The sequence below is a fragment of the Streptomyces sp. NRRL S-350 genome (genome assembly GCF_000719705.1).
In the GTDB taxonomy this organism is placed as follows: domain Bacteria; phylum Actinomycetota; class Actinomycetes; order Streptomycetales; family Streptomycetaceae; genus Kitasatospora.
Map to the genome: position 1 here is coordinate 1 of NZ_JOHO01000070.1, position 26,243 is coordinate 26,243.

General features: G+C 73.9%; 19 protein-coding genes. 10 read left to right on the forward strand and 9 right to left on the reverse strand.

All coding sequences use genetic code 11. The features are described 5' to 3' along the window. Positions 1-484: 484 nt before the first annotated feature. Entirely contained in the window at positions 485-934 is a 450-nt protein-coding gene (locus IF30_RS0135090) for a PTS sugar transporter subunit IIA (RefSeq protein ID WP_030246124.1), read from the forward strand. Positions 935-1,034: 100 nt separating this feature from the next. Continuing rightward, positions 1,035-2,705 (forward strand): phosphoenolpyruvate--protein phosphotransferase, encoded by a 1,671-nt coding sequence (ptsP, locus tag IF30_RS0135095; protein WP_030246125.1) that lies wholly within the window; start codon positions 1,035-1,037, stop codon positions 2,703-2,705. 73 nt (positions 2,706-2,778) lie between these two features. On the opposite strand, the gene IF30_RS0135100 is transcribed toward ptsP, so the two are convergent. From IF30_RS0135100 to IF30_RS0135110, 3 genes are all read right to left on the reverse strand, one after another. Next, positions 2,779-4,815, reverse strand: a complete 2,037-nt coding sequence (locus IF30_RS0135100) for an acetoacetate--CoA ligase (protein ID WP_030246127.1) — start codon at positions 4,813-4,815, stop codon at positions 2,779-2,781. Positions 4,816-4,946: 131 nt separating this feature from the next. Further along, a complete protein-coding gene (locus IF30_RS0135105; protein WP_037902233.1) occupies positions 4,947-5,495 on the reverse strand; it encodes an NUDIX domain-containing protein in 549 nt (182 codons plus the stop codon). Between the two features lie 45 nt (positions 5,496-5,540). Beyond that, positions 5,541-6,515 (reverse strand): NUDIX hydrolase, encoded by a 975-nt coding sequence (locus IF30_RS0135110; RefSeq protein ID WP_063752918.1) that lies wholly within the window; start codon positions 6,513-6,515, stop codon positions 5,541-5,543. 251 nt (positions 6,516-6,766) lie between these two features. On the opposite strand from IF30_RS0135110, the gene mmuM reads away from it, so the two are divergent. From mmuM to IF30_RS0135135, 5 genes are all read left to right on the forward strand, one after another. After that, on the forward strand, positions 6,767-7,693 hold the full coding sequence (mmuM, locus tag IF30_RS0135115; RefSeq protein ID WP_030246132.1) for a homocysteine S-methyltransferase: 927 nt from the start codon (positions 6,767-6,769) through the stop codon (positions 7,691-7,693). A gap of 190 nt (positions 7,694-7,883) precedes the next feature. Beyond that, positions 7,884-8,648, forward strand: a complete 765-nt coding sequence (locus IF30_RS0135120) for an IclR family transcriptional regulator (protein WP_030246133.1) — start codon at positions 7,884-7,886, stop codon at positions 8,646-8,648. Between the two features lie 299 nt (positions 8,649-8,947). Next, positions 8,948-9,685 carry an MIP/aquaporin family protein gene (locus tag IF30_RS0135125; protein WP_030246135.1) on the forward strand — a complete coding sequence of 246 codons (738 nt, stop codon included), beginning with the start codon at positions 8,948-8,950 and terminating at the stop codon, positions 9,683-9,685. Between the two features lie 97 nt (positions 9,686-9,782). Beyond that, positions 9,783-11,303 (forward strand): glycerol kinase GlpK, encoded by a 1,521-nt coding sequence (gene glpK / locus IF30_RS0135130; RefSeq protein ID WP_030246138.1) that lies wholly within the window; start codon positions 9,783-9,785, stop codon positions 11,301-11,303. Positions 11,304-11,479: 176 nt separating this feature from the next. Then, positions 11,480-13,075 carry a glycerol-3-phosphate dehydrogenase/oxidase gene (locus tag IF30_RS0135135; RefSeq protein WP_030246140.1) on the forward strand — a complete coding sequence of 532 codons (1,596 nt, stop codon included), beginning with the start codon at positions 11,480-11,482 and terminating at the stop codon, positions 13,073-13,075. Between the two features lie 229 nt (positions 13,076-13,304). Here the strand turns inward: IF30_RS0135135 and IF30_RS0135140 are convergent, their stop codons facing one another. Next, the gene (locus tag IF30_RS0135140; protein WP_051711881.1) at positions 13,305-14,693 is read right to left on the reverse strand and encodes a gluconate:H+ symporter; all 1,389 of its coding nucleotides are present in this window, start codon (positions 14,691-14,693) and stop codon (positions 13,305-13,307) included. A 2-nt stretch (positions 14,694-14,695) separates the two neighbouring features. Further along, positions 14,696-15,250 (reverse strand): gluconokinase, encoded by a 555-nt coding sequence (locus tag IF30_RS0135145; RefSeq protein ID WP_051711876.1) that lies wholly within the window; start codon positions 15,248-15,250, stop codon positions 14,696-14,698. 150 nt (positions 15,251-15,400) lie between these two features. On the opposite strand from IF30_RS0135145, the gene IF30_RS0135150 reads away from it, so the two are divergent. Together IF30_RS0135150 and IF30_RS44215 are read left to right on the forward strand one after the other, a co-directional pair. Next, positions 15,401-16,096 (forward strand): FadR/GntR family transcriptional regulator, encoded by a 696-nt coding sequence (locus IF30_RS0135150; RefSeq protein ID WP_030246145.1) that lies wholly within the window; start codon positions 15,401-15,403, stop codon positions 16,094-16,096. A gap of 156 nt (positions 16,097-16,252) precedes the next feature. Continuing rightward, positions 16,253-16,600 (forward strand): hypothetical protein, encoded by a 348-nt coding sequence (locus IF30_RS44215; protein ID WP_158835737.1) that lies wholly within the window; start codon positions 16,253-16,255, stop codon positions 16,598-16,600. 71 nt (positions 16,601-16,671) lie between these two features. Here the strand turns inward: IF30_RS44215 and IF30_RS0135160 are convergent, their stop codons facing one another. The 4 genes from IF30_RS0135160 to IF30_RS0135180 form a co-directional block, all read right to left on the reverse strand. Beyond that, positions 16,672-17,484, reverse strand: a complete 813-nt coding sequence (locus IF30_RS0135160; protein ID WP_030246148.1) for a metallophosphoesterase — start codon at positions 17,482-17,484, stop codon at positions 16,672-16,674. A gap of 19 nt (positions 17,485-17,503) precedes the next feature. Beyond that, complete coding sequence (locus IF30_RS0135165) at positions 17,504-22,201, reverse strand: hypothetical protein (protein WP_078891957.1); 4,698 nt, start codon at positions 22,199-22,201, stop codon at positions 17,504-17,506. 114 nt (positions 22,202-22,315) lie between these two features. Next, positions 22,316-23,191, reverse strand: coding sequence for a hypothetical protein (locus tag IF30_RS0135170; protein ID WP_037902235.1), 876 nt, complete (start codon positions 23,189-23,191; stop codon positions 22,316-22,318). Positions 23,192-23,340: 149 nt separating this feature from the next. Beyond that, positions 23,341-24,894 carry a hypothetical protein gene (locus IF30_RS0135180; protein ID WP_078891958.1) on the reverse strand — a complete coding sequence of 518 codons (1,554 nt, stop codon included), beginning with the start codon at positions 24,892-24,894 and terminating at the stop codon, positions 23,341-23,343. A gap of 185 nt (positions 24,895-25,079) precedes the next feature. On the opposite strand from IF30_RS0135180, the gene IF30_RS44220 reads away from it, so the two are divergent. After that, positions 25,080-26,138, forward strand: a complete 1,059-nt coding sequence (locus IF30_RS44220; RefSeq protein ID WP_051711879.1) for an IPT/TIG domain-containing protein — start codon at positions 25,080-25,082, stop codon at positions 26,136-26,138. Positions 26,139-26,243 lie beyond the last annotated feature (105 nt).

Below are 26,243 nucleotides of genomic sequence, written 5' to 3' on the forward strand. Positions count from 1 at the left end.
CGCTGTTGAGTTCTCAAGGAACGGACGCTTCCTTCGGACCGCCTTCCAGCGGACCCTCCGGGCTTCGTTCTTTCGTGTTCCCAGCTTATCAGATGTTTTTCACTCCGTTTACCGGGGCTTTTCTCATCCGAAACCTGGTGTTAACCGCCGAGTTGCGGCGACTCGGTCAACCATAGCGGGTCGGTGGCCCGGGCGCGAATCGAGGCGCGCCGGGGTGTCCCCCGGGCGGCGGCATGATTTGTTGCTCTCGCGAGCATATACAGCAATGGTCCCGATTCGCCAAGATGCCTGTAGAGTGCGGCACATCGGCTAAGAGGACTAGACCACTCGCGGGCCGGCGGGACGCCGGCAGCAGGCGGGCGGGGGCGGGTTATTCGCCCGAGATGTCGACGTATGTCCAAAGTTGACATGATTTAGGCTTCAGTTGATCGTCATGCCGCTCCTCGCGGCCGCTCGCTGTTTTGCGCTCTTGGGAGGCACAACCATGACCACTGTGACGTCGCCGCTGACCGGCAAGGTCGTCGGGCTCACCGGCGTGCCGGACCCGGTGTTCTCGGGCGCGATGGTCGGGCCCGGCACGGCGATCGACCCGGTTCGCCGGCCGACCGAGGCCGTCGCCCCGGTGGACGGCGTCGTCGTCTCCATGCACCCGCACGCGTTCGTGGTCGTGGATGCCGAGGGCCACGGTGTGCTGACCCACCTCGGGATCGACACCGTTCAGCTCAACGGCGAGGGCTTCGAACTCCTCGTCAACAAGGGTGACACGGTGACCCGCGGTCAGGCCGTCATCAAGTGGGATCCGGCCGCCGTCGAGGCCGCGGGCAAGTCCCCGGTCTCGCCGATCGTGGCGCTGGAGGCAGCCCCCGAGTCGCTCGGCGACCTGCGGGAGGACGGCGAGGCCGTCTCCGGTGAGCCGCTGTTCAGCTGGAGCTGACCCCCGACCACCGACACACACCCGCCCCGCAGGAAGTGACGGGGCGGCCCGGCACTCAGCGGTTCCCGGCGGGGCCGCTCCTCTCAGCGGAGACAGGTACATGGAGAAGACACTGCGCGGCGTGGGTGTCAGTCACGGAGTCGCGATCGGCCAGGTGCGGCACATGGGGACGGCGGTGCTGGAGCCCCCGGCCACCCGGATCCCGACCGAGGACGCCCCGCGCGAGCAGGCGCGCGCGCAGGCCGCCGTCGAGGCGGTCGCTGCCGACCTCACCGCACGCGGCAACCTGGCCGGCGGCGAGGCGCAGGCCGTGCTGGAGGCCCAGGCGCTGATGGCGCAGGACCCGGAGCTGATGGCTGACGTGTCCCGCCGGATCGCCATCGGCAGCAGTGCCGAGCGCGCGGTGTACGACGCCTTCGCCGCCTACCGGGCGCTGCTGGCCTCCGCCGGGGACTACCTGGCCGGGCGGGTCGCCGACCTGGACGACGTGCGCAACCGCATCGTGGCCCGACTGCTCGGGGTGCCGATGCCGGGTGTGCCGGACAGCGACGAGCCGTACGTGCTGTTCGCGCGGGACCTGGCGCCGGCCGACACCGCGCTGCTGGATCCGACGCTGGTGCTCGGCTTCGTGACCGAGGAGGGCGGCCCGACCAGCCACAGCGCCATCCTCGCCCGCGCGCTGGGCGTGCCCGCCGTGGTGGCGCTGCCCGGGGCGACCGATGTCGCCGAGGGCACCGTCGTCGCGGTGGACGGCAGCTCGGGCGACGTCCTGCTGGAGCCCTCGCAGGAGAAGCAGGAGGAACTGCGGGCGGTCGCCGCCGAGCGCAGGGCTGCGCTGGCCGCCTCCTCCGGCCCCGGGCAGACCTCGGACGGGCACCGCGTCCCGCTGCTGGCCAATGTGGGCGGCCCGGCGGACGTGCCGGCCGCACTGGAGAACGGCGCCGAGGGCGTGGGCCTGTTCCGCACCGAGTTCCTGTTCCTGGACGACTCGGCGAAGGCTCCCGGCGAGGAGAAGCAGGTCGAGGCGTACCGCAAGGTGCTGGAGGCCTTCCCGGAGGGCCGGGTCGTGGTCCGGGTGCTGGACGCGGGCGCCGACAAGCCGCTGGACTTCCTGACCCCGGCCGACGAGCCGAACCCGGCGCTGGGCGTGCGCGGCCTCCGTACCCTGCTGGAGCACCCCGAGGTGCTGCGCACCCAGCTGCGGGCGCTGGCCCGGGCGGCCGAGGGCCTGCCCGTCCACCTTGAGGTGATGGCCCCGATGGTGGCCGACCGCAAGGACGCCAAGGACTTCGCGGACGCGTGCCGTGCGGCCGGGCTGGACGCCAAGTTCGGTGCCATGGTGGAGATCCCCTCCGCCGCGCTGCGGGCCAGGGCGATCCTGCAGGAGGTCGAGTTCCTGTCGCTCGGGACCAACGACCTGGCGCAGTACGCCTTCGCGGCCGACCGTCAGGTCGGCGCGCTGGCCCGGCTGCAGGACCCGTGGCAGCCGGCGCTGCTGGATCTGATCGCCGCGGCGGCCGACGCCGCGCGGGGGGCCGGCAAGAGCTGCGGGGTCTGCGGCGAGGCCGCCTCCGACCCGCTGCTGGCCGTGGTGCTGACCGGTCTCGGAGTCACCAGCCTGTCGATGGGCGCCGCGTCGATCCCCTACGTGCGGTCCACCCTGGCCAAGTACACGCTGGCGCAGTGCCGGCGGGCAGCCGAGGCGGCCCGGGCCGCGGACAGTGCCGAGGAGGCGCGGACCGCCGCGCAGCAGGTGCTCTCCGGCGAGTAGGCGGACACGCGACAGCCGAAGGGGTGCCCCCGTCATCGTGGCGGGGGCACCCCTTCGGCGTTTCCGGGGCCGGTCAGGCCTCGCGGTCGACGCGCAGTCGCTCGAAGAAGCGCAGGTGTTCGATGTGGTCGACGGACCCGGGGTTGACGGCCTGCTCCAGCGGGGTGCCGGCCAGGATGCGCTTGACCGGGACCTCGATCCGCTTGCCGGTGAGGGTGTGCGGGAGGCCGCGGACCGCGATGACCTCGTCCGGGACGTGGCGCGGGGACAGCTCGGTGCGCAGCGAGGTGCGGATGCGGCCGATCAGTTCGTCGCCGAGTTCGGCGCCGGGGGCGAGGACGACGAACAGCGGCATCCAGTAGCCGCCGTCGGGCTCCTCCAGGCCGATGACCAGGGACTCGGCGATCTCGGGGAGGCGCTCGACCACCTCGTAGATGTCCGAGGAGCCCATCCGGACGCCTTGGCGGTTGAGGGTGGAGTCGGAGCGGCCGTGGATGACGACGGTGCCCCGGGAGGTGACGGTGATCCAGTCGCCGTGGCGCCAGACGCCGGGGTACGTGTCGAAGTAGCTGTCGTGGTAGCGGGTGCCCTCGGGGTCGTTCCAGAAGCCGGTGGGCATGGACGGGATGGGCTTGGTGACGACGAGCTCGCCGACGGCGTCGGTGAGCGGCTTGCCCTGGGCGTCCCAGGACTCGACGGCGGCGCCGAGGCAGGGGGCCTGGATCTCGCCGAGGTGGACGGGGAGGGTCGGGACGCCGCCGACGAAGCAGGAGCAGACGTCGGTGCCGCCGCTGACGGAGGCGAGCCAGACGTCCTCCTTGACCTCGTCGTAGATCCAGCGGAAGCCGTCGGGCGGGAGCGGGGAGCCGGTGGTTCCGATGCAGCGGACGGCGGAGAGGTCGAGGTCGCGGCCCGGGTGGAGCTCGGCCTTGCGGCTGGCGATCACGTAGGCGGCGGAGGTGCCGAGGACGGTGGCGCCGGTGCGGGCGGCGACGGACCACAGGGCGCCGGTGTCGGGGTGGCCGGGGCTGCCGTCATAGGTGACGATCGTGGCCCCGACCAGGAGGCCGGCCAGCAGGAAGTTCCACATCATCCAGCCGGTGGAGGTGTACCAGAGGAAGCGGTCCTGCGGGCCGAGGTCGAGGTGGAGGCCGGCCTGCTTGAGGTGTTCGAGCAGGATGCCGCCCTGGCTCTGGACGATGGCCTTGGGCAGGCCGGTGGTGCCGGAGGAGTAGAGGACCCACAGCGGATGGTCGAAGGGGACCGGTTCGAAGACCGGCTCCACGTCGTCGGCGACCAGGTCGTCCCAGGTCAGGGCGCCCTCGGGGGCGGGGCTGCCGAGCAGCGGGACGTGGACGACGGTGTGCAGGCCGGGAAGCTCGCGGCGCAGTTCGGCGACGACCTCGGTGCGGTCGTGGTCCTTGCCGCCGTAGTGGTAGCCGTCGACGGCGAAGAGGACGGCGGGTTCGATCTGCTGGAGGCGGTCGAGGACGCTGCGGGCACCGAAGTCGGGGGCGCAGCTGGTCCAGACCGCGCCGACGGCCGCGGTGGCGAGGAGGGCGACGGCGGCCTGCGGGATGTTGGGCAGGTAGGCGCTGACGCGGTCGCCGGGGCCGATGCCCCGGGCGCGCAGGGCGGCGGCCAGCGAGCCGACCTGGCGGCGCAGTTCCGACCAGGTGAGGACGGTCGGCTGCTCGGTGGTCTCGTCGAGGTGGAGGATCGCCGGGCGGTCGGCGTCGGCCGCCCTCTCGCCGTCGGGGCCGGGCGCGGCGGCGCGCAGGGCGTGCTCGGCGTAGTTGAGGCGGGCGCCGGGGAACCAGCTGGCTCCGGGCATGGCCGGATCGGCGAGGACGGCCTCGGGGGCGCGGGTGAAGCGGACGTCGAACCACTGGGTGACCGCGGTCCAGAACCGGTCGAGGTCCTCGGTGGACCAGGCGTGCAGGTCGGCGTAGCGCTCGGCGGCCTGCCGGTCGTCGGCGGCCGGGGCGAGCGGGGCGGCCGGGGCGCCGTGGTGTTCGGCGGCCCAGGCCTGGAAGGCCACCAGGGTGGTGGCGGCGGCGCGAGCGGGGGTGGGGCGCCAGAGCGGCTGGTCCTGGGGTGGGGTGCTCACGGTGGTGGTCTCCCGGGCCGGTGGTGGGGACGGGAGGGCTCGTGGCAGACCCGTCCGGTTGGGCTGTCGGTGCAGACCATGCCATGTGTGCGGCCGTCGCGCCAGGGTCGGCCGGTGAGGTGGGCCGGTGGTCAGCGGGGTCCGAACTCGCCGCTGAACCAGCGCCGCAGGACGTTGTTGTGGAAGTCCCAGACGAGTGGTGTGTCGGCGGTGGCGAGCAGCCAGCCGTCGGTCTCGTCGGTGGGGCGCGAGGGCGGGAGCTCGGCGAGCGGACGGGCGGGGAGCAGGCCGCAGAGCATCACGAAGCGGCCGTGGGGGTCGGAGGCGGTGTGGATGAGGGTGACCTCGGCGGGGTCGGCCTCGATGCCGGTCTCCTCGCACAACTCGCGGACGCAGGCCTGCTGCCAGCTCTCGCCGAAGTCCATGTAGCCGCCGGGGAAGGCGAGTTCGCCGTAGCCGGGCTCGATGGTGCGGCGGATGACGACCAGGGCGGGGGCGGCGTCGGGCCGGGTGACGGGGAGGACGGTGACCGCGACGGGCAGCGGGTTGCGGTAGCTGATCTCGGCGCAGCCGTCGCAGGTGCGAGGCCAGGCCAGGGTGCCGGACGGGTAGGGCGTACCGCAGAAGTGGCAGTGGGAGAACGGCTGGTGGGCGGCCTTGGCCGCTTCGTCAGTGGTCATGGCCGGATGGTAGCCCGGCAGGCCGAGGGCGTCCCCGGGGGCCGGTTACCGGGGGGAGGGGCCTTCTCCGGGCGGTGCCTCTCCCGGCGGCGTCGCTCCTTGCGGCGCTTCTCCCGGCGGGACCGCGCTCGGCGGGGCCTCGCGGGTGGGGCGGAGCAGCGCGGGGTGCAGCAGGCGGGCGTCCCCGGCGTGGTAGGTGCGGGCGCGGGGGCCGCCGCGGGCGCCGCCGCGCTGGGTGGTGGTGCCGGTGCTCTCCACGAAGCCGGGGACGGAGAGGACCTTGCGGTGGAAGTTGCCCGGGTGGAGCTTCTCGCCCCACACCGCCTCGTAGACGGCGCGCAGCTCGGGGATGGTGAAGTCGTGCGGCAGGAAGGCGGTGGCCAGCGGGCTGTATTCGAGCTTGGCGCGCACCCGGTCGAGGCCGTCGGCGAGGATGTGCGCGTGGTCGAAGGCCAGCGGGAGCGCGGGGGGGCCGGTGCGCCCGTCGACGCCACCCCCGTGGGTGTCGGCGGGCACACCGGCGGCTGGGGAACGGCCGCAGGGCCGGAGGTCCAGGTCGGAGACGGGGTGCCAGGCGGCGGCCGCGGCGTCCGTTCCGGCCTGGGGGTCGGGCAGGTCGGGTGCGAAGGCGAGGTAGGCGACGGAGACGACGTGCATCCGTGGGTCCCGCGCGGGGGCGCCGTAGGTGCCGAGCTGTTCCAGGTGGAGGCGGCAGGGCGGGGACTCGGCCTCGGCGGCGCCCAGCAGGCCCGTCTCCTCGGCGAGTTCGCGGGCGGCCGCCTCGTCCAGGCCCTCCTCGCCGGCCCGCAGGAAGCCGCCGGGCAGCGCCCAGCAGCCCTGTTGGGGCGGGGCGCCGCGCTCGACGAGCAGGACGTGCAGGCTGCCCTGGCGCAAGGTCAGGGCGACCACGTCGACCGTGACGGCGATCGGCGTGTAGGCGCGCGGGTCGTACGCGGCGAGCCACTCCTGCTCGGCCGCGGGGCCGGTAGGGGGCTGGGTGGACGGGTCGTCCGCCGCCATCGCCGGCTCCTCTCCGCGCTCGCCGTGCTCGGGATGTCGCTCTGTTCGGGTGTCTGGCTGTCGTGCTGTCCGTACTGCCGTGGTGTCCGGACTGTCGTGCTGTCGTGCTGTCCCGGGTGGCCGCCCGGGTGTCGTTCTCGGGATGAGCACAACGTAGCGATTCCGTTCCCTGGCGGCAAATGGTTTTCCCGGTCGGCTGGGGCGCCCGCCTCCTAGGCTGTGACCAGGAACGACTCTCCCAGGAGGCCGACATGCCCACTGCTCCCCCGCCGGACTTCGCCGCGGCCCTCGCCGCCGGTCCGCTGGTACTGGACGGCGGCATGTCGAACCAGTTGGCGGCGGCCGGGCACGACCTGTCGGACGAGCTCTGGTCGGCGCGGTTGCTGGCGGACGAGCCGGCGGCGGTGGTCGAGGCGCACCGGGCGTACTTCGCGGCCGGCGCGGACGTCGCCATCACCGCGAGCTACCAGGCCAGCTTCGAGGGCTTCGCCCGGCGCGGGGTGGGCCGCGCCGAGGCGGCGCGGCTGCTGGCGAGCAGTGTGGAGCTGGCCCGGGAGGCGGCGCGTGCCGAGCCGGGCGGGCGGCGGCGCTGGGTGGCGGCTTCGGTGGGCCCGTACGGGGCGGTGTCGGCGGACGGCTCGGAGTACCGGGGCCGGTACGGGCTGAGCGTGGCGGAGCTGGCCGCGTTCCACCGGCCGCGGCTGGAGGTGCTGGCGGCGGCGCGGCCGGACGTGCTGGCGCTGGAGACGGTGCCGGACGCGGACGAGGCGCGGGCGCTGCTGGGGCTGGTGCGCGGGCTGGGGGTGCCGGCCTGGCTGTCGTACAGCATCGAGGGCGACCGGACCCGGGCCGGGCAGCCGCTGGCGGAGGCGTTCGCGCTGGCCGCCGACGTGGACGAGGTGCTGGCGGTGGGCGTCAACTGCTGCACGCCGCAGGATGCGGACAAGGCGGTGGCGCTGGCTGCGGAGGTGACCGGCAAGCCGGTGGTGGTGTATCCGAACAGCGGGGAGCACTGGGACGCCGAGCGCCGGGACTGGCGCGGGGAGCCGACCTTCCGCTCGGCCCGGGTGGACGGCTGGCTCGCGGACGGCGCCCGGCTGGTGGGCGGCTGCTGCCGGGTCGGGCCGGACGGGATCGCCGCGCTCGCGGCGGGGGTGGCGGTGCGCCGGAACCCGTGAGCGTGCGGCGGACGGCGCGCGGGTGGACGGCCGGGGGGCGAGGTGGGCCTCCCGGGCGGTGCGGAAGGTTAACACCCGGCCGAGAGCAGGTGACCGAGGGGGAAGGTGCACGGAGTCGGCACGGCCTGGCAGACTCGTCCCGTCACCACGCGGTCGACAATGTCGACCGCCACTCAGCGCGGAGGTATCCATGCCCGGCCCGATCCAGTCGCTCTCCCGGGCCGCCGCGATCATGCGTCTGCTGGCCGGCGGCGAGCGCCGCCTGGGCCTGTCCGAGGTCGCGACGGCGCTGGACCTCGCCAAGGGGACCGCGCACGGCATCCTGCGCACGCTGCAGCAGGAGGGGTTCGTCGAGCAGGACCCGGAGAGCGGCAAGTACCAGTTGGGCGCCGAGCTGCTGCGACTGGGCCAGAGCTATCTGGACGTGCACGAGCTGCGGGCGCGGGCGCTGGTGTGGGCGGACGACCTGGCCCGGGCGGCCGGGGAGACGGTCTACCTGGGCGTGCTGCACCAGCAGGGCGTGCTGATCGTGCACCACGTGTTCCGGCCGGACGACACCCGCCAGGTGCTGGAGGTCGGCTCGATGCAGCCGCTGCACAGCACCGCGCTGGGCAAGGTGCTGGTTTCCTACGACCCGGTCGCGCGTGGGGAGTTGGGCGACGGCCCGTACGAGTCGTACACCACGCGGACGCTGACCGAGGCGGTCGACGTGGACGCGGAGTGCGCGCTGATCCGCGAGCGCGGCTGGGCTGACGCGGTCGAGGAGACGTGGGACGGCGTGGCCTCGATCGGCGCGCTGATCCAGGACCGGCGGCGCAACCCGGTGGGCGCGGTGTGCATCAGCGGGCCGGTGGAGCGGGTCTGCGAGGACGGCTTCGTGAAGCCTTCGCTGGTGGCCTCGGTGCGCAGCGCGGCGCGGGCGATCTCGCGCGATCTGGGCGCCGGGCGGTTCTGAGCCGGGGCCCGGCAGGGGGTTTCATTTCGTCACGCTGAGGCGCGGACGGGCGGTAAGCCTGTCCGCGCCTTGGCGTTTTGTCCCGTTTCAGGGCGCTCCGCTCGGTAACTTCGGGGAACGGTCGGAGGCAAGGGTCACAGCTGCGTAACCCCGCCTTGACGTGGGGGCGACCTGGGGAGGAAGCTTCCGCATGACGGTCGACATTGTCGAACGATGGCCGGGAGATCACTCCCCCAGTGCGCTCACCCGCACAAGCGATCGACCGGCCGCCCACCCCCACCCCCGCACCTCCGGGCCATATGGACAAGGGAGTCTTTGTGTCCGCGTTCTCCAACGGCGACGTATTCGTCGGTGAAACCCTCGGCACCGCCGCCCTGATACTCCTCGGCGGCGGCGTCTGCGCCGCCGTGACCCTCAAGAAGTCGAAGGCCGTCAACGCCGGATGGCTGGCGATCACCTTCGGCTGGGGATTCGCGGTCCTCATCGCCGCCTACATGTCGGCTCCGAAGTCCGGCGCCCACCTCAATCCGGCCGTCACCATCGCGCTCGCGGTCAAGAGCGGCGAGTGGGGCCAGGTGCCGCTCTACCTCGGCTCGCAGCTGCTCGGCGCGATCATCGGCGCCGTGCTGGTCTGGGCGACCTACCTCGGCCAGTTCAACGCCAACGAGGAGCCCACGCTCGGCATCTTCTCGACCGGGCCCGAGATCCGGAACCCGATCCAGAACGTGATCACCGAAGTCATCGGCACCTTCGTGCTCTGCTTCGCGATCCTCACCATCGGCACCAACGCCGGGCTCACCCAGTCCGGCACCAGCACCCTGATGGTCGCCTTCACCGTCGTCGGCATCGGCCTCTCGCTGGGCGGCCCGACCGGCTACGCGATCAACCCGGCCCGTGACCTCGGGCCGCGCATCGCACACGCCCTGCTGCCGATCCCCAACAAGGGCGGCTCCGACTGGTCGTACGCCTGGATCCCGGTCGTCGGACCGATCCTCGGCGGCCTCGCCGCCGGCGGCGTGTACAACGCCATCTTCTAAAGGCCGGGTTCGATCCCGCCGAGCACGGGGACTGACCGAGAAGCCCGTCAGGCCCACCCCACCCCGTAACCCCGAACCCGAGCCGAGGACCCTCCCCATGACCTCCACCGGTAACTACATCGCCGCGATCGACCAGGGCACCACCTCCAGCCGCTGCATCATCTTCGGCGCCGACGGCCGGATCGTCGCCGTCGACCAGCAGGAGCACCGGCAGATCTTCCCGCAGCCCGGCTACGTCGAGCACGACGCCGCCGAGATCTGGACCCGGGTGCAGTCGGTCGTCCGCGGTGCGCTGGAGAAGGCCGGCCTGACCAAGGACGACATCCGCGCGATCGGCATCACCAACCAGCGCGAGACCACCGTCCTGTGGGACAAGAACACCGGCGAGCCGGTGCACAACGCGCTCGTGTGGCAGGACACCCGCACCGAGGCGCTCTGCCGCGAACTCGGCCGCAACGTCGGCCAGGACCGCTTCCGCCGCGAGACCGGCCTCCCGCTGGCCAGCTACTTCGCCGGCCCGAAGATCCGCTGGCTGCTGGACAACGTCGAGGGCCTGCGCGAGCGCGCCGAGGCCGGCGACATCCTGTTCGGCACCATGGACACCTGGGTGATCTGGAACCTCACCGGCGGTGTGAACGGCGGCAAGCACGTCACCGACGTGACCAACGCCAGCCGCACCATGCTGATGAACCTCAAGACGCTGGCCTGGGACGAGAGCATCGCCGAGTCGATGGGCGTGCCGATGGCCGTCCTGCCGGAGATCCGCTCCTCCGCCGAGGTGTACGGCGAGGCCGTCGGCGACCTCGCCGGCGTCCCGGTCGCCTCCGCGCTCGGCGACCAGCAGGCCGCGCTGTTCGGCCAGACCTGCTTCGACGAGGGCGAGGCCAAGTCCACCTACGGCACCGGCACCTTCCTGCTGCTCAACACCGGCGAGAAGATCGTCAACTCGTACCACGGCCTGCTGACCACCGTCGGCTACCGGATCGGCGACCAGGCCCCCGTGTACGCCCTGGAAGGCTCGATCGCCGTCACCGGATCGCTCGTCCAGTGGCTGCGCGACCAGCTCGGGATCATCTCCACCGCCGCCGAGATCGAGACCCTCGCCAACACCGTCGAGGACAACGGCGGCGCCTACTTCGTCCCGGCCTTCTCCGGCCTGTTCGCCCCGTACTGGCGCTCCGACGCCCGCGGTGTGATCGCCGGCCTGACCCGGTACGTCACCAAGGGCCACCTGGCCCGGGCCGTCCTCGAGGCCACCGCCTGGCAGACCCGCGAGGTCGTCGACGCCATGCAGAAGGACTCCGGGGTCGAGCTCACCGCCCTCAAGGTCGACGGCGGCATGACCAGCAACAACCTGCTCATGCAGAACATCGCCGACGTCCTGGACGCCCCGGTCGAGCGCCCGTACGTCGCCGAGACCACCGCCCTCGGCGCCGCCTACGCGGCCGGTCTGGCCGTCGGCTTCTGGAACGACCTCGACACCCTGCGGGCCAACTGGCACCGCGCCGCCGAGTGGACCCCGCGCATGGACGAGGCCACCCGGGAGCGTGAGTACAAGAAGTGGCTCAAGGCCGTGGAGCGCACCATGGGCTGGGTGGAGGAAGAAGAGATCAACTGACCGACAAGCCGGTCGGGGCCCCGAGCCCCGGCCGGCCGCCCGCCGTTCCGGCGGCGGGTGTCACTGAGTTTCACCGGCCCGCCGCACCGGGCCGACCGGCCTCTCCCGCAGAGGCCGCACCGCACACGAGAGGAGTAACGGCGCCGCCCGACCCGCGCGCGCCGTACACAACCACCATGGCAACCATCCCGACCCTGGGCGCCGAGCGCACCGCCGGCCGCACCGCCTCCCGCGCCGAGACCCGTGAACTGCTCGGCAAGGCCACCTACGACCTGCTGGTGATCGGGGGCGGCATCCTCGGCACGGCCGTCGCCTGGACCGCGTCCCAGGCCGGTCTGAAGGTCGCCATGGTCGACGCCGGAGACTTCGCCGGTGCCACCTCCAGCGCCTCCTCCAAGCTCGTCCACGGCGGCCTGCGCTACCTGCAGACCGGCGCCGTCAAGCTGGTCGCGGAGAACCACAAGGAGCGCCGCGCCCTCTCCACCGACGTGGCCCCGCACCTGGTCAACCCGCTGACCTTCTTCGTGCCGGTCTACAAGGGCGGCCCGCACGGCGCCGCCAAGCTCGGCGCCGGCGTGTTCCTGTACTCGGCGCTGTCCGCCTTCCGCGACGGCATGGGCCGGGTCTCCACCGCCGCGCACGCCGCCCAGCAGGTGCCCGCGCTGCGCACCGAGGGCCTGCGCTCGGTGGCCGTCTACGGCGACCACCAGATGAACGACTCCCGCGTCGCCGTGATGACCGTGCGCGCCGCCGTCGACGCCGGCGCCGTGGTGCTGAACCACGCCGAGGTCACCGGGCTGCGCTTCACCGGCGGCCGGGTCACCGGCGCCGAGATCCGCGACCGCCTGGACGGCAGCGAGTTCGGCATCAACGCCCGCCTGGTGCTCAACGCCACCGGCCCGTGGGTCGACCACCTGCGCACGATGGAGGACGCCGGCGCCGCGCCGTCGATCCGCCTCTCCAAGGGCGCGCACGTCGTGGTCAAGCGCCGCTCGCCGTGGCGCGCCGCGCTGACCATCCCGATCGACAAGTACCGCGTCTCCTTCGCCATCCCGTGGGAGGACCACGTCCTGCTCGGCACCACCGACGAGGAGTACACCGGCGACCCGAAGGACGTCCGGGCCACCGACGCGGACATCGACCAGATCATGGGCGAGGCCGCGCACGCGATCCGCGACGAGCACCTCGACCGCGACCTGGTCACCTACTCCTTCGCCGGCCTGCGCGTGCTGCCGGGCGGCCCGGGCGACACCGCCGCCGCCAAGCGCGAGACGGTCGTCACCGAGGGCCGCGGCGGCATGCTGTCGGTCTCCGGCGGCAAGTGGACCACCTACCGCCACATCGGCCGCACCGTGCTGGAGAAGCTGGCCCACGTGCCCGGCACCAGCCTCGGCGAGGACATGTCCCCGATCGCCGCGACCGTCCCGCTGCCGGGCGTCGGCGCGCCGAACGCGGTCGCCCACCGCCTGCTGATCGACCGCGAGCCCGGCTCGCGGATGGAGCCGCTGGTCGCCAAGCACCTGGCCAGCCACTACGGCACGCTCTCCTTCGAGATCGCCCGCATGATCGACGAGAACCCGGAGCTCGGCCGGCCGATCCACGACGACGGCCCGGACGTCTGGGCGCAGGTCGCGTACGCGGCGGACAACGAGTGGGCGTACACGGCCGACGACGTGCTGCGCCGCCGCACCACGATGACGGTGCGCGGGCTGGACACGCCGGAGATCCGGGCCGAGGTCGAGGCCTTCCTCTCCAAGCGCGGAACCAAGTAGGCGCGTAGGGCACGGCACCTCCGCCACGGCGGGCGGGCGGGCGGGGGCTTTCCGGGCGCCCGCCCGCCCGTTGCGGGGGGGGGCGGGGGGGGGCCTTTCTCACCCCGCTTCCCGGGCGGGGGCGGCCGTCTGCCGGGCGACGGGCTCGCGCGGAGGGGCGGCACCCGTACGGTCACGGGTGCCGCCCCTCGGCGGTGCTGCGGCGGCTGCGGCCGCCGTGGCGGCGACGCTAGACGACCAGGCTCAGCGGCATGATCAGCGCGATGGCGACGACCGAGATCACCGTCTCCATCACCGACCAGGACTTCAGCGTCTGCCCGACGCTCATCCCGAAGTACTCCTTCACCAGCCAGAAGCCGGCGTCGTTGACGTGCGAGAAGAACAGCGAGCCGGCACCGATCGCGAGCACCAGCAGGGCCGCGTGGGTCGAGGACATGTTCGCGGCGAGCGGGGAGACGATGCCGGCCGCGGTGATGGTGGCGACCGTCGCCGAGCCGGTGGCCAGGCGGATCAGCACCGCGATGAGCCAGCCCAGCAGCAGCGCGGAGACGTGCCACTTGCCGGACCACTCGCTCACCGCGTTGCCGACGCCCACGTCGATCAGGGTCTGCTTGAAGCCGCCGCCCGCGCCGACGATGAACACGATGCCCGCGATCGGCCCGAGCGACTTTCCGACGGTGTCGGAGATCCGCGCCCGGTCGAAGCCGGCCGCCTTGCCGAGGGTCACCATGGCGAGGAGGGTCGCGGCGAGCAGGGCGATCAGCGGGGAGCCGACGAAGTCGAGCACCCGCTGGCCGGTCGCCTTCGGGTCGTCGATCGCCACGTCAGCCAGCGCCTTGCCGAGCATCAGCACGACCGGCAGCAGGATGGTCGCCAGCACCGCGCCGAAGGACGGGGTGCGGTCGTGTTCGGCCGGCGCCTCGGGGGCGGTGGCTGCCGGCACCTCCAGCGGGCCCACCCAGCGCTCGGCGACCCGCGCGAACAGCGGACCGGCGATGACCAGGGTCGGGACGGCGACGAGCAGGCCGAGTGCCAGGGTGATGCCGAGGTCGGCCTTGAGGGCGTCGACGGCGACCAGCGGGCCCGGGTGCGGGGGCACCAGGCCGTGCAGCACCGACAGGCCGGCCAGCGCCGGGATGCCGACCCGTATCAGCGGCACGTTGCCCCGGCGGGCGACCAGCAGCACGATCGGGATCAGCAGGACGACGCCGACCTCGAAGAACAGCGGCAGGCCGAGCAGGGCCGCGATCAGCGCCATCGCCCAGGGCAGCGCCCTCTTGCCGGTCCGGGAGAGCACGGTGTCCGCGATGATGTTCGCGCCGCCGGAGTCGGCGAGCAGCTTGCCGAGCATCGCGCCGAGGCCGATCAGCAGGCCGACGCCGGCCACGGTGGAGCCGAAGCCCGTGGAGAAGCTGTTGAGCAGTTTGTCGAAGGGGGCGCCCGCGACGGCGGCCAGCAGGCCCGAGCCGAGGGTGAGGGCGAGGAACGGGTGCAGCTTCAGCTTGGTGATCAGTACGACGATCGCACCGATGCTGAGCAGCACCGCGATCAGCAGCCGGGAATCGCTGCCGGTGTGCGGCAGGGCCGGTGGGGCGGCCGCCAGCAGAGTGGGGGCAATGCTCACGCGAGGTCTCCATTGACGGGCCGCAGCTGAGCCACGGCCATCTCGACGAGTTCTTCGGGGGTCGGGCCGACGTCCAGGACGGTGCCGCGCTCGTCCGCCTCCAGGGGTTCCAGGGCGGCGTACTGCGAGTCGAGCAGCGACGACGGCATGAAGTGGCCGGTGCGGTGGCTGAGCCGGTCCACGACCAGTTCGTGGCCACCGCTGAGGTGCAGGAAGAAGGCGCCCGGGCAGGCCGCGCGCAGGGCGTCGCGGTAGCGGTGCTTCAGCGCCGAGCAGGTGACCACACCGCCGGTGCCGGCCTCGGTCCGCTCCCTGAGCCAGGCGCCGATGGCGCGCAGCCAGGGGGCGCGGTCGTCGTCGCCCAGCGGGATGCCGGCCGACATCTTGGCGATGTTGGCCGCCGGGTGGAAGTCGTCCGCCTCGGCGAAGGGGAGGTCGAGGCAGTCGGCCAGCAGACGGGCCAGGGTGGTCTTGCCGACGCCCGAGACTCCCATCACCACGATGGTGAGGGGAGCCTGCGGGAGGTCGTGGTTCTCGACGCTGAGAGCCATGGATGGTGCTCCTTCGTTGCCTGGCCGCCACTATCGCTTCAAAGATATGACGTATTCAAGTAGCGGAAACCAAATCGTCATACTTTTGGACTGTGGGCTGGATCGCAGGGCGACGTGAGGACTCCCGGGCCGGACGTCTACGCTGGGCGGATGGAGATCCAGGGGCTGCCCGGGCGGCTGCTTGACGAACTCGGCCCGGCGATCGCCTCCGGGGAGATCCCCCAGGGCGCGGTGCTGCGCGGGGAGGACCTGGAGGAGCGGTTCGGGGTGTCCCGGACGGTGGTCCGCGAGGCCGTGCGGATCCTCGAGGGGATGCGCATGGTGGCCTCCCGGCGACGGGTCGGGATCACCGTGCAGCCGAAGTCGCTCTGGGACGTCTTCGACCCGATGGTGATCCGCTGGCGCCTGGCCGGGACCGACCGGCCCGCCCAGCTGCGCTCGCTCGGCTCCCTGCGGATGGCCGTCGAGCCCGCCGCGGCGGCGCTCGCCGCGGTCCACGCCACCGACGACGACCGGCGCGAACTCAGCTCACTGGCCGTCGAGTTGACCGTCGCCGCGCGGGACGCGGACCTGGCCACCTTCCTCGGCCACGACATCGCCTTCCACGCGCTGGTGCTGCGCGCCTCCGGCAACGAGATGTTCGCCCACCTCGGGGACACCGTGGGGGCGGTGCTCACCGGGCGGACCGAGTACCATCTGATGCCCCATCAGCCGGAGCCGTACGCGATCCGGCTGCACCGCGAGGTCGCCGACGCGATCTGCTCGGGACAGGCCGAGGAGGCCGAGCGGGCGATGCGGACGATCGTGACGGGCGCCATGGCGGAGCTGAACCAGCAGTTGGGCTGAGTTCCGGACGGGCGCTGCCCGGATGGCATGGTTTCGCGGCAGTTCGGTGGATTCGGACGCATGGTCCCGGTTCGGTGGGGCAGAGTGTGCCGAGGGGGCGCGCACCGCGTGCGCCCGTTCCGCGTCAGCGCCGAATCCGCGCCTGGGGGTCGCTCGATGTCCGTGCCACGCCGCCGTCGCCGCCTGCCCGACGAAGTGCGCGCCGCCGCCGTCCGGGCAGTCCTCTCCCTCGCCTTCACCCTGGTGGGCGTGGTCGTCGCCACGCTGGCCTCGTACGCGGGCAGTTGGATGCTGACGCCCGCCCTGATGACCATGGGGCTCGGGGTGTTCGGCACCATGTGGTGCCTGCTGGAGATCCTGATCTCCCGCCAGATCGCCGCCCAGCGGGTCCGGGCGCCCGGCTCCGCGCACCCGATGGCGGGCAGCCGGGCACCGTCCGAACCGCTGGCCGCCCGGCCGTTCCCCCGGGCCGACTCCTCGGTGTACCTGCAGTCGCCCCAGTAGGTGTACCGAGGAGTCGCACCCGCAGGCCGCCCAGCGGCCGCAGCATCGGAACTCCTAGTCGACCGGGACTCCTAGTCGACCGGGACGACCCGGTAGTGGGTGGTGAGTCGGCCGTCGCCGTCCAGGACGTGGAAGGCGAGCATCGGCGGCTGGTCGAAGGAGATGCCGCTCCCGCCCTCGCAGGGCAGGGTGACGGTGGAGACCACACCGGGCGCGACCAGCAGCGGCAGGCCCGCGAAGGTCGTCGCGGCGGCGGTGTGGGAGTGGCCGCAGAGCAGGGCGGCCACCCGGGGGTGGCGGCGCAGCACCGCGGCGAGGTCGGCCTCGCCGAACTGGCGGATCCCGTCGACCATCGGCAGGTGCAGCTCGACCGGCGGGTGGTGGAAGGCCACCAGGGCGGGCAGTTCGGCGCGCCCGGCGGCGAGCCGGGTGTCCAGCCAGTCCAGCGTCTCCGCGTCCAACAGGCCGTCGTCCCGTCCGGGTATCGACGAGTCGAGCATCAGCACGTCGGCGCCGGGCAGTTGGTGGAGGCGGTTGATCGGTCCCTCCGCCGACGGCTCCGCCCGGCTCACCGCTGACACCTCCGCCGGCCTCTCGCCCGCGGCCTCGCCGAGCAGCACCTCCCGGTACGGCCCCCGGGAGTCGTGGTTGCCGGGGCAGACGAGTACCGGGTGCCGGGAGGTCAGCGCCTCGGCCACCTGCCGGTACTCCCCGGGCAGGCCGTGGTCGGTGAGGTCGCCGGTGACCAGGACCCCGTCCAGCGGGCCGGGCAGGGCGTCCAGGTACGCCATCACCAGCTCGGCCCGCCGCCGGGCGCGCTTGCCGCCGTCCCCGCCGTGGACCTGGCCGAGGTGGGTGTCACTGAGGTGTGCGATCGTCAGCATGCCCGTCACGGTAGTCAGTTCACGGCCGTTCGGGAACCTCCGCCCCCTGCTGGGCGGGAACCGAGGCACCCGGATCCTGGGCGGGAACCGCCGCGCCCGGCTGAGCGGGGATCTCCGGTGCCGGCTGGACGGGGGCCTCCGCTGGGCGCCTGAACATCCGGGTGGCGGTGATCTCGCCGTGGATGGCGGGGCCGTCCGGGTCCGGGGCGGCGGGCAGGCCGGGGCGCAGGTGCTCCTCGACCGAGATGTACTTGAGGCCCGCCCGCAGGTCGGCGTCGTTGCGCAGCCGGATCACCAGCGGGAACTCGGCGAGCGCGGTGGTGTCGAACAGGCCGGTGGTGTAGATGAGCTGGACGCCGAGCGCGTCGGCCACGGCGCGCTGGAGCTCCAGCAGGTAGGTGGCGTTGGCGCGCCCGATCGGGTTGTCCAGGAACAGCGTGCCGGCGTGCCGCAGTTGGGACTGGCCGCGGTCGTTGGCGCGCAGCGCGGCCATCGTGCAGTACAGCGCGATGGCCGCGGTGAGCAGCTGCCCGCCGGAGAACACGTCCGACATCTGGCCGACCCCGACCCGCTCGGCGCGCAGCACCGCGTCGGGCTTGAGGATCTCGACGCTGACGCCCTTGGGGCCGATCGCGGCGGCGACCCCGCGCAGCAGCAGGGACATGCCGTCGCGGCGCAGGTCGCTGTTCTTCCGGACGGCGGCGCGGGTGGCCTCGTCGATGACCTCGCCGAGGCGTTCGACCAGGGTGGCGTGGTCCGGGTCCTCGAAGCGGATCCGCAGGAACTCCTGGCCGGACCACTCCCCCAGGCCTTCGGGCAGCCGGGAGAGGCGCTGGGCGGCGCGCAGGGTGGTGAGCGAGGACTCGACCAGGCCGCGCAGGCGGTCCACGATCGAGCCGCGGTTCTTCTCCAGCTGGGCGAGTTCGTCGGTGAGCACGCGCAGCCGGGGTGCGAAGGCGGCGGCCCAGGCGGCGGCGTGCTCGGGCAGCGCGGCGGCGGGCAGTTCGCGGATCTGCTGGCGGGCGGGGGTGCGGACGGCCTCGTAGCGGGCGGCGTTGGCGTGCCGGACGAGGGCGTCGGAGGCGTCACGGACGGCGAGTTCGGCGCCGGACAGCTCGGCGGCGGCGGTGCGCAGGCTGCGCCGGGCCTCGGTGGCGCCGGTGCGGGCCTCGGCGAGCGAGGCCAGGTACGGCTCGACCGGTTCGTCCTGGTCCTCCTGGTGGTCGCGCAGGCCGTCGCGCAGCTGGCCGGCCAGCTCGTCGAAGTCGGCGGCGGAGGACTGGGCGGTGTCGAAGGTGCGCTGCAGGTCGGCGTGCGCGGTGCGGGCGGCGTCCAGGGCCTCGCGGCGTTCGGCGAGGCGGCCGGTGGCCACGCGCAGCAGGGCCTGGGCGTGTTCCGGGTCGGTGGGGACGAGGTCGTCGGGCAGGTCGGTGTGCGCTTCGCCGTCGGTGGGGGCGGAGCGCTCGACCTCGCCGCGCAGTCGGCCGAGCTGCTCGCTGGCGGTGGCGGAACGGGCCTCGATGGTGGCGACCAGCTCCTCGGCCCGGGCGGCGGCGGCCTGGCGGGCCGGGCCGTCGGCGCCGTCGGGACTGCCGAGGAGTTCCTCGGCGCGGGTGCGCACCTTGTTGGTGAGGCGGTCGAGTTCGGTGGCGGCGGCGGCCTCGTCGCCCTCGGCGCGGGCCTGTTCGGCGCGCAGGTCGGCGCCGACGCCGACCTTCTCGTACAGCTGGGAGGCGGCGCGGTAGGCCTCGCGCAGGGCGGGCAGGGCGGCGGGGGCGGTGTCAGCGGGTTCGTCGGTCTGCTCGGCGGCGGGGATCTCGGCGCGTTCGGCGCGCAGCGCGCGGGCCGTGCGGCGGGCGTCGTCGGCGGCGCGTTGGGCGGCGCGGCGGTCCTCGTCGCAGGTGCGGGCGCGTTCGGCGCACAGGGCCTGGCGGCGGTCGCACTCGGCGGCGTCCTCGGCGAGTTCGCGTTGGCGGCGGCCCCAGTTGGCGCGTTCGCGGAGGCGGAAGGCGAGGCCGGAGAGGGCGTCGGCGCGGCGGCGGGCGCGCTGGGCGTTCTCGCGGTGCTCCTCGTGGGCGGAGACGGCGGCGGCGTGGTCGGTCTCGGCCTCGTCGTGGTCGGCGCGCAGGGTGGCGAGGGTGGCGGCGGCCTGTTCGGCGTGTTCGCGGGCGGTTTCGGCGGCGGCGGCGAGTTCGGCGAGGGTGCCGGGCGGGCAGCTGGCGTGCCAGGAGGCGAGGCGGGCGGCGAGGGCGCGGTCGGCGCCGAGGCGGCCGGCGAGTTCGCGGATGTGTTCCTCGCGGGCGCCGGCCCGGGCGCGCAGGTCGCGGCGCTCGTCGTCGGCGGCGGACTCGTCGTGCATGGCCGGGTTCGGCGGTACGACGAAGAAGGGGTAGGAGGTGGGGCCGTCGGGCTGGGTGATCGGGGCGATCAGTGAGGCCGCGGCGCCGACGGCCACGGTGGAGCGCGGCAGCAGGGCGGCGGCCTGCAGGGCTTCGCGGGCGCGTTCCAGCGAGTCCGGGTCGGTGACGACCACGCCGTCGACGAGTTCGGGGCGGGCGGCGAGGATCGCGTCGTGGTCGGCCGGGTCGACGGACTGGGCGAGGTAGCGCCAGCCGGGCAGGGCCGGGATGCCGTGCTCGGCGAGGTACTCGACGGTGGCCAGCACGTCGGGGCCGGGCGGCAACAGGCCGCCGTCGCCGAGGGCGGCGAGGATGCGGGCGTCGTCGGCGGCGGCCGTCCGCAGGTCGAACAGGGTGCGCTCGGCGGTGGCGATGGCCTCGTCGAGGAGTTCGCGCAGGTACTCGGCGTTGCGGTCGAGGACGGCGGCGGTGAGGTAGCCGGCGTCCTCCTCGGCGCCCGGCCCGTCCTCGCTCCAGTCGGTGGGGGCGGGCGTGAGGGAGAGCAGGTCGGCGAGGCGCTGCTCGGTGGCGAGCAGGGCGGCGGTGCGCTGTTCCGCGGCGAGGGCCCGGGCGGCGGCCTTGCGGGCGTCGCCGGCGCGTTCGGCGGCGAGTTCGGCGCGGCCGGTGGCGGCGGCGGATTCGCGCAGCCGGGCGGCGGCGGCCTCGGCGACCGCACGGGCCTGGGCGAGTGCCGCGGCGGCGGCCTTCTCGACGTCGGCGGCGTGCAGTGCGGCGCGGGCCGGGTCGACGTCGCCGTCGGCGTCGATGAAGCCGGCCGCGACGGCGGCTTCGGTCTCCTGCTCGACCTCGGCGAGGCGCTGGCGCAGGTGCTCGGCCTCGCTGCGGGCCTTCTGGGCGGCGGTGGCGGCCTCGGTGGCGTCGGACTGGGCTTTGGCGCCGTCCTGCTGGAGTTCGCCGGCGCGCTGCTCCTCGGTGTCGGCGCGGGACTCGGCGGCCGCGGCGGCGGCCTCCAGGGCGCGGGCGAGGGCGGTCGCGGCGAGGGCGCGGGCGGCGAGGGCGGGGGCGGCGTCCAGCTCGGCTTCGCGGATGGCGGCGGCGACCCTGGCGACCCGGTCGGCGGCGGCGCGCTGGCGCAGTACCGCCTCGGCGGCCTGCCAGGCGGCGTGCAGGGTGCGGGCGTCGATGAGTTCGCGGCGCAGTGCGGCGGCTTCGGCGGTGGCCGCGGTGAGGCTCAACGTGGCGTGCCGGTAGGTGAGTTCGTCGGCGATCAGGGTGTGCCGGGTGCGGTCGGCCTCGGCGGCGGTGACGGCGCTCGCGGCGGCGGCGACCTCGATGGCGAGGTCCTGGGCCCGGTCGCGTTCGGCACCGGCGCGGGAGCTGAGGGCGTGGGCGAGGCGGCGGGTGCGGCGCTCGGCGGTGCGGTGCGCCTCGCGGACGGTTTCGCGGGCGGTGGTGGCCTCGGCGATGCGCTCCAGCAGGTCGAGCGAGCCGGCGGTGAAGTCGCGTTCGGCGGTGAGTTCGGCGCGGCGGCCGAGCTTGGCGGCGAAGCCGTGGACGAGGTCGGCGAGGCCGTCGGTGTCCCGGGTGTCGGTGACGGCGCGCAGCAGGAGGTCGGTGAAGTCGCTGTCGTGCTTGACCGCGAAGAGGCCGGCCGCTTCGCCCTCGTCGGCGTTCATCTCGCGCTGGTAGCGGAAGAGTTCGGGGTCGAGGCCGAGTTCGCCGAGGTGTTCGGTCCAGCGGTCGTGGCCGTCCTCGAAGACCAGGTCGAGGTGCGGGTGGGCCTTGCCGGCCTCGGTGAGGGCGTCGCGGAAGCCCTTCATGGTGCGGCGGCGGCCGCGGGCCTTCTGGTCGCCGGCCAGGCTGACCCGCTCGGCGACCGGCAGCGAGTCGAGGGTGAGGCCGGGGCCGGGGCGGAAGGAGTACCAGGTCTCGGCGAACTTGCGCGGGTCGGAGGAGACCTGTCGGCCGCGCCACTCGCTGACCTTGCCGACCACGATCAGCTCGCCGGTGACGGTGTGCTGCCACTCCAGGGCGACGTGGCCGCAGTCGTCGGCGAGCAGGAACTTGCGCAGCACGCCGGAGCTGGCGCCGCCGAGGGTGTTGCGGTGGCCGGGGAGCATGACCGAGAAGATCAGCTTGAGCAGGACGGACTTGCCGCCGCCGTTCTCCAGGAACAGCACGCCGGCCGGGGCGGGGCGGCGGACCGGGCCGTCGGGTTCCTCGCCGAACAGGCCGATCTGCTGCGGGGCCGGGTCGGCGACGGGCTCGCCGACGCCGCGCAGGTCGAGCACCGTGTCGGCGTAGCGGGCGCCGGCCGGTCCGATCGAGTAGAGGCGGACCCGGTTGAGCTCGTACATGTGCGGCGGTTCTCCGTGGCTTGCGTGGCGTGAGGGTGGGTTTGGGGCGCTGGCGCGGAGCGGGTGGATCCGGCTCGGAGCGGGTGAGTCAGGCTCGGAGCGGGTGGATCAGGCTCAGAGCGAGTGGAACGGCAGGCCGGCGTCGGCGACCAGTTCGTCGTCGGTTTCCGGCGGCAGCAGGCTGGGGGTGCCGTCGGAGACCGGGACGACGCCGAGGTCGAGCAGTTCGGCCATCGCGGCGCTGCCGGCCAGGTCGCGCACCTGGAGCTGGTAGCGGGCGGTGGTGCGGTAGGTGCCGCCGGCGTCGTCGGAGACCTTCTGCAGGAAGCCGGACTCGACCAGGAACATCACCGCCTTGGCGACGATGCCGATGGTGGAGCCGGACAGTCTGCGGGCGTCCTTGGTGGCGCCGGTGGCGGTGCGCCGGGCCCAGACCCGCCAGGCCGCCTCCAGGCCCGGGGCGTCGGACTGCGGGTCGGTGTTGGCGCCCTCGGCGTCGGCCTGCTCCTCCAGGCGGCGGCAGGCCTGGCGGACGAAGGAGTCGATGCCGTTGACGGTGATCCGGCCGAGGTAGGTGTCGTCGGCGAGGTCCTCGGGCCGGGGGAAGGCCATCGCGGCGACGGCCAGGTGGGCCAGGCCGTGCAGGAAGCGGTCGGTGGACTCGGAGGCGGCGCGACGCGAGTAGTCGCCCATCCGGACGGCGAACAGCGAGTCCTCGGCGGCGGCGACGGCCATGCCGGCGCGCGGCGAGACCTCCAGGACGACCAGGCCCATGCCGGTGGCGACGGCGTCGGCGAGCCGGGCGAACGGCGGGTCCTCGCGGTGGCGGCGCACGAGTTCGGCGTACTCGGCGTCCCGGGCGGGCAGCAGCTTGGCCTGGAGCCCGAAGGAGACCAGCCGGGCGGCGTCGGCGACGTCGGCCGGGGTGATCGGCGCCGGGGCCGCGGGTTCGGTCTCGGCCACCCAGGACGTGTCGTGGTGGGTCGTCACGGGCGGTACTCCTCGGGGGTGGCGCGGTGCTTGCGGTCGGTCGGGGCGGTCAGGTCGGCCGGGTCCGTCAAGTCGGTCAGGTCGGTCAGGTCGGTCAGGGCGGTCGGGGCGGTCACCGTGGGTGTCCCGCTACCGGGTGGGGCGGCCGGTCAGCCGGCGTCCTTGCGGTCGGCGGCCATGCCGGCCGCGTCGAGCAGGGCGCTGCCGACGATCAGGTCGGCGCCGCCGAACTCCGGGTCGCGCAGCGGGGTGCCGTCGTCCACGGCGAACAGCAGCCGCTCCTCGCCCTGACGGTAGGCCGTGCCGACCGGCGGGCTGGCGGCGTGCACGGCGAGCAGGGCGACCAGGTACGGCAGTTCCGGGTCCTGCTTGCGGGCGTCGGCGAGCAGGCCGGAGAGCCGGCGCGGGGCGTCCGGGGGCAGGTCGAGCAGGACCAGCGCGGATTCCAGCTGCGCCTCGGAGAACCGGCTGTCGTCCGGGGTGGCGACCAGGTCCGGGTCGGGCAGTTCGGCGCCGAGGTGCTCGCGCTCGACGGGCGGGGTGAGCAGCAGCTCCACCAGGTCGGCGACCCGGACGGAGGCCGGGGTGCGCAGCCCGGCGCCGCGGGCGAAGAAGGCGCCGGTGGGGCGGACGGCCTGCTCGATCGGCAGCCGCAGTACGGGGGCGAGCAGCTGCCCGTACAGGTCGATGCCGCTGCGGGCGCCGGGGGTGGCGAAGGCCTGCCGGTCCTGCTCGGCGCGGAACAGCGGGCCGGCCTCCAGCAGGCGGGTCTGCAGCTTCGTGTGGCGGCGGATGCAGTCCTTGACGATGTCGAGCAGTTCGGCGGCGCGGCGCTTGTGCTCGGCGCCTTCGGCGGTGTGCGGCTCGGCCTCGTCGCGGGCCTTGCGGATGTTGGTGAGAATCGCGTTCTCGTGCCGGTACCGGTCGGCGATGTGGTCCAGTGCCTCCTCGATGAGGTCGGGCACGGTACGCATCCAGTCGACCGCCCGGACGTTGCGGCGGGTGGCGTCGAGGGCGCGGCGCAGCGTCTCGGCGTACTGGACGGTGCGGTAGCGGGCCTGCTCGGCGGCGAGTTGGGCGTCGGCCAGGCGGCCGCGGCGGATCAGCACCTCCAGCTTGACCTCGGCGGCGATCTGGGCCGAGGTGACGTCGGTGTCGAGCGCGCCGACCAGGACGTTGACCGCCTCGTCGGTGGTGCGCAGGTAGACGCCGCCGTCGGGGCCGGGGACCTCCTCGATCAGCTTGAAGTCGTAGTCGCGGCGCACGTACTCGCCGTCGGCGCCGAAGGTGCCGTAGACGGCGCGGAAGCCGCGGTCCACGCTGCCGACGTTGATCAGCGACTCCAGCACCCAGCGGGCGACCCGCTCGTGCTCGGCGGCGGGGCGGCCGACTGCCTGGGCGGCGACCCGGGGCAGCAGGCGGGCGAGGACTATCTCGCGGTCGGCCCCGGTGTCGAAGTCCATGTTGAGCGTGACCAGGTCGATGGCGGCGAGGCCGACCTCGGCCATCGCGTAGCCGCCGTACTCCCCGGCCAGGTTGACCTTGCGGTTGTCCAGGTCGTGCAGCGGAGCGGTGCAGGCCAGCGCCTTGAGCCGGCGGGCCAGGCCCTCGTCGGCGGCCGGGCCGGGCGCGGGGCGCACGGCGGCCGGGCCGACGGACGGTCGGAGGCCGGGCTCGGTGGTCGGGTCTGCGATGGCGGTCACGGAGGACAAGATTAGAGGTTCGCACCGACATCGACCGAAACGGACCTTGCGGGCAGCCGCAGTGCCAGGTGAGGGGCGCTCCGGGGGCCTGGTTCGGAACGCCTTTTCGGCGGTATTCCGCCATTCTCGAACCGACATTCGATAAAACCGTGGGGGCCGCGCGCCAATTCGGTGATGATCGACTCATGATCACCCGACTGGCCAAAGCGGGCCTTGCCGCCGCGCTGTCCGTGACCACCGTCGCCACCGGCACGGCCCTCACCCTCGGCGCCACCGCCGCCGCGGCCTCGCCGGCCGCCACACCGTCGACCTCCGCGCAGCACGTGACCGTGTCGCAGAGCGGGAACTACCCCGGCGGGTTCTTCACCTCCGGCACCATGTCGACGAGCTGGGTGTCCGCCGGGACGGCCGACCTGACCGGCCCGACGCACTTCACCGTCGACCTGCCGCCCGGTGTCACCACCGACGGCGCCATGTTCTACTCCACGCCGTACGACTACACCTTCACCGAGACGCTCTCGCCCGACGGCCGCCACCTGGAGGCCGTGCTCACCGGCACCCGGACGGTCGGGAGGAGCGAGTTCATGAAGCTCAACCTGCGCACCACACCCGGCGTGCCGATCGCCGGCGTGATCACGGTGACGGCCGCCAACCCGAACGACACCGACCCGACCGGCCACGTCTCCCGCTACGACCTCGGCACCGGCGGCTACCTGCCGCCGACCGTCCAGTCCGCCCCCGCCGTCACCGGCATCGACACCACCACCGGCCCGGGCACGGGCGGCACCGCGGTGACCGTCACCGGCAGCAACCTCGCCCACGGCATGGTGCTGGTCGGCGGCGTGCCGGCGCCGGGCAGCTGCACCGACAGCGCCTGCACGGTGACCACGCCGGGCGGCTCCGGCAGCGCCCCCGTCAGCGTGGTGACGCCCGGCGGCACCGCCGTCGCGCCGGCCGGCTTCGACTACACGGGCGCCGCTCCCCCGGCCCCGCCCGCGCCGGCGGTCACCAGCCTCACCCCCGCCGGCGGCCCGGTCTCCGGCGGGACGCGGGTGAACGTGATCGGCAGCAACCTGACGTACGGGACGATCGCGGTCGGCGGGGTGCCGGCGACGCACGTCTCCTGCGGCCCGTCCTTCTGCACGGCCACCGCTCCGGCGGGCTCCCGGCCCGGACCGGCGGGCCTCACGGTCACCACGGCGGGCGGGACCAGCGCGCCGGTGACGTACACCTACACGGCGTAGTACCGCCGGCGCGGCGACGTGCCGACCTCGGTGCCCGGGTGCCTTCGGCGCCCGGGCACCGTCGCATGCCGGGGCGCCGGAGGCGTCGGGGCCCCGTCTAGCTCT